The sequence below is a fragment of the Yoonia sp. JB2-21 genome, from assembly GCF_055693545.1.
In genome coordinates this window covers 114,463-121,235 of sequence record NZ_JBVFUC010000005.1, presented here as the reverse complement: position 1 = coordinate 121,235, position 6,773 = coordinate 114,463, and the positions used below count along the sequence as shown (strand labels likewise).

General features: G+C 55.8%; 7 protein-coding genes. 1 reads left to right on the top strand and 6 read right to left on the bottom strand.

Translation table 11 applies throughout. The annotated features are described in order from the left end of the window. The 3 genes from ACZ1G5_RS19790 to ACZ1G5_RS19780 form a co-directional block, all read right to left on the bottom strand. Positions 1–891 (bottom strand): ABC transporter substrate-binding protein (locus ACZ1G5_RS19790; protein WP_472734604.1); only part of this gene is annotated, 891 nt, incomplete at its 3' end. A gap of 30 nt (positions 892–921) precedes the next feature. Then, positions 922–1,611 (bottom strand): pyridoxamine 5'-phosphate oxidase family protein, encoded by a 690-nt coding sequence (locus ACZ1G5_RS19785; protein WP_472734603.1) that lies wholly within the window; start codon positions 1,609–1,611, stop codon positions 922–924. A 60-nt stretch (positions 1,612–1,671) separates the two neighbouring features. Beyond that, positions 1,672–2,685, bottom strand: coding sequence for a carbon-nitrogen hydrolase family protein (locus tag ACZ1G5_RS19780; protein ID WP_472734602.1), 1,014 nt, complete (start codon positions 2,683–2,685; stop codon positions 1,672–1,674). A gap of 127 nt (positions 2,686–2,812) precedes the next feature. On the opposite strand from ACZ1G5_RS19780, the gene ACZ1G5_RS19775 reads away from it, so the two are divergent. After that, on the top strand, positions 2,813–3,757 hold the full coding sequence (locus tag ACZ1G5_RS19775) for an AraC-like ligand-binding domain-containing protein (RefSeq protein WP_472734601.1): 945 nt from the start codon (positions 2,813–2,815) through the stop codon (positions 3,755–3,757). Positions 3,758–3,781: 24 nt separating this feature from the next. On the opposite strand, the gene ACZ1G5_RS19770 is transcribed toward ACZ1G5_RS19775, so the two are convergent. From ACZ1G5_RS19770 to ACZ1G5_RS19760, 3 genes are read right to left on the bottom strand one after another with little or no spacing between them, the layout of a single operon-like run. Beyond that, a complete protein-coding gene (locus tag ACZ1G5_RS19770) occupies positions 3,782–4,387 on the bottom strand; it encodes a dihydroxyacetone kinase subunit L (protein ID WP_472734600.1) in 606 nt (201 codons plus the stop codon). Between the two features lies 1 nt (position 4,388). Beyond that, positions 4,389–5,384: a dihydroxyacetone kinase subunit DhaK gene (locus tag ACZ1G5_RS19765; protein ID WP_472734599.1), complete on the bottom strand. Its 996-nt coding sequence runs from the start codon at positions 5,382–5,384 to the stop codon at positions 4,389–4,391. Between the two features lie 50 nt (positions 5,385–5,434). Continuing rightward, the gene (locus ACZ1G5_RS19760; protein WP_472734598.1) at positions 5,435–6,676 is read right to left on the bottom strand and encodes an NAD(P)/FAD-dependent oxidoreductase; all 1,242 of its coding nucleotides are present in this window, start codon (positions 6,674–6,676) and stop codon (positions 5,435–5,437) included. Positions 6,677–6,773 lie beyond the last annotated feature (97 nt).

The window sequence follows — 6,773 nt, the reverse complement described above, 5'->3', positions numbered from 1 at the left end:
GCTGTCGAATGGTGCCAGCTCGATATGGATATGCAGGTTATCGTTCCAGTAGTCACCCAGCACTTCAGCCACGCCCGGTTCATAAAGCGGTGTCGGAGAGACCCACGTGAACAGATCACGCCCGCCCTGTTCTTCTGCGACTTTCAGCAAACCAATGGCCGGACCCGCAGGCAGCATCAAAAGGATCGTGTCAGCCCCTTCCGCAATCGCTTGTAGGTAGACCGAGTTCAGATCGACCGCTGTTGGGTCCATCAGGATTGACGTGCCCGTCAGCCCTTGGCTGGACATGTAGTCCTCCATCCAATCGCAAGCCCAGCCGCCGTTATTGGGGATGTTGAAGCCGATACAGGCGGCATTTGTGGTGCCAAGCTCTTCCACGGCGTAGGTCAGCGCGCCGATGCCGGAAGGCAGCGGGCCTTGGTTGGTTGAGACAATGTTCGCGGATTCGTAGCATTCCGAGATCGCACAGCCCGAGGCCATGACCATCACATCTTCGTCCTTATAAAGCCCCGCGTTCACAGCCATGGACACGACAGAACCGTTTCCGACGAGCGCGACAACGCCTTCATCCTTGACCAGCTTGGTGGCGACCTGACCGGCCAGCTCCGGGTTCCACTGATCGTTCTCAACGATGTATTCGATGGGACGCCCATTGATACCGCCGTTGGCGTTCACGCAGTCAAAATAGGCCGCAGCCGCATCTGTGCCGCCGGAAAAGTCTCCGGGAGGGGCGTTACCGTTGATGCCGCCGACTTTGATCGGGTCGCCACTTGCTGCCTCGCCTGTATTCAGCCCGCAAGTCGGGGCGTGGCCATCGGCAGCGGCGGTTGTGCCAGTCAGGGCAAGGCAAAGCGCCGCCGCCCCTGTTGTCAGGGTGAATTGCAGTTTCATTGGTAGTCTCCTGTTGGAAGTGTGTGGGGCTTAGGACGTTCCGTCCATGACTTTGCCCATGTATTCTTCTTCGGTGATCAGCCCGCCGTGTTCAGCGGCTTTGCCCTGATCTTTTTCGGGCAGAAAATCCTGTAACGGGGCGATCCGTTTCCACGCCGGGAAGGGCTGTTTGCCTTCGGCGTCTGGCACATAGATCGAATGATCTTCGACCCGTTTGTGCTTGTGGATCATCCGGGCGCAATTCTGGAACACGCGGGTCACATCAACCAATGCGACCATGTTGCAGCCGGGGAAATGAGCCATCAGGTCGGGGTCTTTGGACAGTTTCGCATCACCCTGCACACGAATGCGCCACGGGGTTTCGAAATCCATGAACAACATGCCAACCTTTGCGGCCGCATCAATATTCCCCATCGACAGCCACATCCCGTTGCCATCGTAGTTCGGGAAGACAAGCTTGCCATCGCCCAAATGTTTGACAAAGCCCACTGGGCCACCTTTGTACGATACCGTCGGCTCCCCCTCGGCTGTCACGGTGGACAAGAAAAAGTAGTCGCGGCTTTCGATATAGTCGATGTGGTAGTCTTCCAGTTCGTCACGCACGATAGCCTGAACGACTGCGTGGGACAGTTTGGTTGTGCCATTCTCATCCTGCAACTTGCGCTGCGCATCGGTATAAAAATCGTCGTGCGTTGGAATGGCTGGTGTTGGTTCTGACATGTTGACCTCCCTGAAAACATGGGCGACCCCGCAAGGGATGCAGGGCCGCGGAACGGTTTTCTATTCAGCGGCCTCGGCAGGCACTGCGCGCTGCTCGGTGACTTCTTCCCAGCCAGCGGCATCATCAAAGTCTACAACGGCAGACTGTTTTTTGCGGTTGATCATCAGACGCGTGCTGTCGCGCTTGGCGTAATGGCCCGCCGGGTCAGCAGCGGCCTTGGCATAGCCAATCATGTGCAGATCAATATCGGCATACATGATGCCTTCCTGATCATGGGGAATACGTGCGGCCAGTTCAGACCCATCGGGGCCGTAGATCGCAGTATAACCACCACCCACTGGGAAAAGCGCTTCTTTCTCGGGGTTTCCTTCGCACAGCATGTCCTGCATTTCCTTGGTCACAAGGGAACAGGGGGCAAGCACGAAGCAGGATCCTTCAACCGCGTAAATCATCGAAGCGGCGTTGTTCACCTGATGTCCAAGCGCGTAGGCCGTACCTTCATAAAGCGCAAGGTTGGGCCAAGCGGCGACGTGGATTTGTTCGTTGTCCGCATACATCGCATATTTTGACAGGGGCTGAAGATGCTCCCAACAGGCAAGCTGCCCGACGCGACCGATGGATGTATCGACGACGCGCAAGTCAGAGCCATCGCCTTCGCCATAAACCGTCCGCTCAACATGGGTAGGCTTCAGCTTGCGGCGGCGGTTGATGACCTCGCCGGTCTCATCAAAGTGCCACTGGGCTATATAAAGCGAACCGCCGTCGCGTTCGGACACACCGATAGAAAGCTGGATGTTGTTGTCGCGGCAGGCCTTTGCCAGCTTTTGTTCATGCGCCGAACCAGCCACAATGGAATTGTCGAAGTAGCGCCCGACAAATTGCATCTGCCAGGCAACCGGGCCCAACCAAATGTGGTTCGGGTAGCCCGGCAGCCAGGTCTCAGAGAATGCAACCAGATTGGCCCCATTGGCGGCGGCTTCTTCGATCAAACCAATGGCCTTGTCGATGCCAGCATCAAGATCAAGAAAGCACGGGGCGGCCTGAACGGCGGCAATTTTGGATTGTGTAGACATAGTATTCCTCCCAATTTCTAACCATCAGGCTGCATGAGGGGGCACGCCCCTGCTTTTGGATTTGGGCGGAAAAACTTGTGTTTTTGAGCGGGACCGGCATAATTGGTTAACTTTGGGACTAATTTCGATGGACATCCAAACCCGCTACGACACAGACGACGTCGCACCACAGGATCGCTTTGCCTATTGGCGTGAATCCGTGTGTGACAGCTATGTGCAGCTTGGATGTGACACCGAAAATCGCAGCAATTTCCGTGGATTGATTGATATCGCCCGACATTCTGTTGTGTCGATATCAAAGGTCGCAGGCCTGTCGCATACTGTTGAGCGGCGCAAGCGCGATATTTCGGCTGCGGCGGAGTCCTACTTTTTGCTGAGCCTGCAAACAGCCGAGTCATCGCAGGTGATGCAGTTTGGTAAAACAGCGCTCTTGCACCCGGGCGATATGGCGCTGTACAGCAGCACGGACCCCTACATGCTGAAACTAAGCAATGACTTTTCAAAAACCGTTGTGCAGCTTCCATCTGCCAAGTTGATCGAACGCTTGCCCAACGCTGAAATGTTGACCGCACGCAAGATCGACGGGCAATCTGGGATCGGCAAGCTGGTGCGTGAGAATGTGCTGGCCTTTGCTGAGCATGTGAAAACCGCCAATCCCATGGTGCAGTCGTTGTTGCAGGATACGCTGATTGACCTGATCGCCACCGGGCTTGCGTCCCACGGGGCCGACAAGATCGAACTGTCATCGCCTGAACAGCATGTGATGCTGCGCGCGAAATCCTTTATCCGCGCCAACCTTGGTGATCCTGATCTTGATCGCAATCTGGTCGCAACCGAAATTGGCATGTCAGTGCGCCGGTTGAATGATATCTTCTCTAAGGAAGACACCTCGATCAGCGCCTTCATTCGCAAGATGCGTCTGGATGCAGTGGCCAGCGATCTGCGCGACAGGCGGTTCCAGCGTTTGTCCATCAGTGAGATCGCGTTTCGGCATGGTTTTTCCAACATGCAGAATTTTTCGACACTGTTTCGGAACACATTCGGCCAATCGCCCCGGAGTTACCGCATGTAGTTTGACGGGAAGATCGCGACCCTTCTAAGCCTGTAGAGCGTCGACGAGGCGTACCATGGCCACCATGCCTGGGTCTTCGAGGCCAATGGATTTTTCTTCATAGACGCGGGCGCGGCCGATCTTGTTGGGTTTGTCTTTGAACATCGCAAGCGCTTCATTAGCTGCTTTGGACGCCGATGCATACATCGCGTCTGATGCGTCGATGCCTTGGATTGCGGTGATGATGGCATCCATGGAATCCAGGAGCGTCTTGTCACCGAGATTGGCCCCACCGCGCATCATCATAGCCTCTTGAGCCGCTTGAAGGAGGTCCGGGATTTCGGACCATTCAATACACTCTCTATCCTTGACCGTTTTCCCGGCGGCCATCAAAGCGGTTGCCATCAATGTACCAAAACTTGAACCTGACACCGAGGTCATGGCTTTTGCTGCTTGAAACAAGGCCATACCAACATCACCCTGCATAAGCTCCGTCGCCGTTTTCATATTCCGGAAACCATTGACCAATGTAACACCGAGGTCGCCATCACCCAAACGCCCGTCAAGCTCATTCAACTCTTCGCCGATGGGATCAATCTTGTCTGCAATCCGCGTGATGGCACGACGAAGTGTGTCGGTTGTCAGTGTCATTTCAATTGCTCCAGAACGGACAGACCGCGTTCGCCTTCAACAGCTTTTCAAGGTCTTCATCCAAATGCATGAGGGTTATGGAGGCACCAGCCATCTCCATTGACGTTGCATAGTTGCCGACCCGAATGTCCGCCAGTTCAACGCCGAGGTCGTCCAGGCGCGCTTTGGCGCGGCGGAACATCAGGTACAGCTCTTCGATGGGGGTCGCACCCAGTCCATTAACAAGGATCGCGACACGATCGCCCTCGCCCGCCGGCTTGTCGGCGAAAAGACGATCCATCATCGCGTCGGTTACATCGTCTACTGTGCTCAGTTTGCTGCGGCCAACCCCGGGTTCGCCATGTATGCCCATGCCGATTTCAATCTCATCATCGGCGATTTCAAATGTTGGCTTTCCCGCCTGTGGAACGACGCAGGATGACAAAGCAACGCCGATCGAGCGGCAGGCGTCAGCGGCCTTTTGCGCGGCAGCAGCTGTCTCAGGGAGGGAGCGGCCCTCAGCTGCTGCCGCACCTGCGACCTTGGCAACATAGACAAAACCGGCGACGCCACGGCGTTTCTCGGCTTCATCAGTCGCGGCACTGGCCACATCATCGGCGACAATCACCTTGATCGCCTCGATGTCATCCATCTCGGCCATTTCACAGGCCATATCGAAGTTCATCCGGTCGCCGCCGTAGTTACCTACGACACAAAGGACACCTTTGCCGCTGTCAGCAAACTTGATTGATTCGAGCATCGGATTCATGTCGGGCGATGCAAAGACATCCCCAACAGCGCAGGCATCAAGCAGCCCATCCCCGATGTAGCCCGCAAAGACCGGGATATGCCCAAAGCCACCGCCAGATACGACACCAACTTTCCCATCTACAGGTGTCGGTCGGTGCAGCATACGACCGGTTTCCCCACCGATAGAATAGGTGCCGGGGTGTGCAAGCGCCATGCCTTCGAGGACTTCGTCGACATAGTGCTCAGGACGATTGATCAGCTTTTTCATGAGGGTCTTTCGGTATTGGTTCGTATTCGATGGATTTTCACAGCACTGGCTTATGCGACCGCAAGATCATCCTTCGGTGTGGCATATCCAGCCGCATAGTGACGAAGGCAGTCAGCAACAGCCTTTTCGCGCGAGATCGGCATGTTGAAGCGGTCCGGATGTACGGCGGGCAAGCTGTAGGGTGGTTCCCCATTAGCAATCCAGTCGCTCAGGAACTGCCCTGCTCCACCGCCAGTTCCAATACCAACATGGAACGCTGACGCCATCCATAATCCGTAATGTCCGGCGATAGGGCCGAGAACGGGCATGCCGTCCGGCGCGTAACAAAGTGGTCCGTTGTTCGCGACCTTAATCCCGGCCTCGGCCAGTGCCGGGAAGCGCCACATGGCCACCTCAAGATTGTCCATCAGTCGGTCAATATCTGGCACCAAAAGCTCTTGACCAAATTCTGGCGGGATACCTCCTGTGTTCCATGGCTTTGGCTCCTGTTCATAGATGCCGATCAGGAACCCGTTCCCTTCCTGCCGCACATTACCAGGGATGACAGGATCGCGGACGGTCGGCAGTTCCCACCCAAGCGCCTCAACTTCGGGATGCGCCTCGGTAACGATTTCGTGGTGCTCAAGCGCATAAAGCGGCAGGTCAATACCCAAAGGAAGCAACATTTCTCGCGCCCAGAAGCTTGTCGCGACAACGATTTTTTCGGCACGGAACACTTGCCCTTTGGCTGTGATTTCCCACGTCCCATCTGCCACTTTCGCAATGCCATCGACCGGATGATGTCGCAAAATCCTGGCCCCGCGCATCCGCGCGGATGCAGCAAGCGCGTGGGTCGCCCCGGTCGGGTCCACGTGGCCATCATCGGGCGTATAAGCAGCACCCAAAACGCCCTCGACATTCACCAATGGATGCAACTTCGTGATCCGCTCAGGTGTAACAACCTCATACGCGATACCAAGCCGTTCATACATCGGCGTGAGCGCCTGATAGGCCGCAAGCTCGGCCGCTGAACTGGCAAACCTCAAACTACCGGTTTTGTGGAACCCGATCGCCTGGCCTGATTCCGCCTGCGCGCGTTCATACGTTTTAAGGGAATTGATGTAGAGTTGCGTGATCTCCGCGTCGTGGCCAAAGTGGGTGCAGTTGCCTGCCGCATGCCAGGTCGAGCCGGATGTAAGCTCGTTCTTCTCAAGAAGAAGCGTGTTTGTAATCCCACGCTCGGCCAATCCATACAGAACACTGCAACCGACGATGCCGCCGCCGATGACAATTACATCATATGTTTCTGACATGCCGGGATACCCTCAATGATTCCGCAATGTGAAAACTAAAATCCACAATATGTTCTAGTCCCGCGATCTGGCGGGTGTCAAATTCTATTTCAAAAGG

Coding starts and splice junctions, on each gene's coding strand:
- ACZ1G5_RS19785 (WP_472734603.1), bottom strand. CDS start 1,611: ATGTCAGAACCAACACCAGCCATTCCAACGCACGACGATTTTTATACC.
- ACZ1G5_RS19780 (WP_472734602.1), bottom strand. CDS start 2,685: ATGTCTACACAATCCAAAATTGCCGCCGTTCAGGCCGCCCCGTGCTTT.
- ACZ1G5_RS19775 (WP_472734601.1), top strand. CDS start 2,813: ATGGACATCCAAACCCGCTACGACACAGACGACGTCGCACCACAGGAT.
- ACZ1G5_RS19770 (WP_472734600.1), bottom strand. CDS start 4,387: ATGACACTGACAACCGACACACTTCGTCGTGCCATCACGCGGATTGCA.
- ACZ1G5_RS19765 (WP_472734599.1), bottom strand. CDS start 5,384: ATGAAAAAGCTGATCAATCGTCCTGAGCACTATGTCGACGAAGTCCTC.
- ACZ1G5_RS19760 (WP_472734598.1), bottom strand. CDS start 6,676: ATGTCAGAAACATATGATGTAATTGTCATCGGCGGCGGCATCGTCGGT.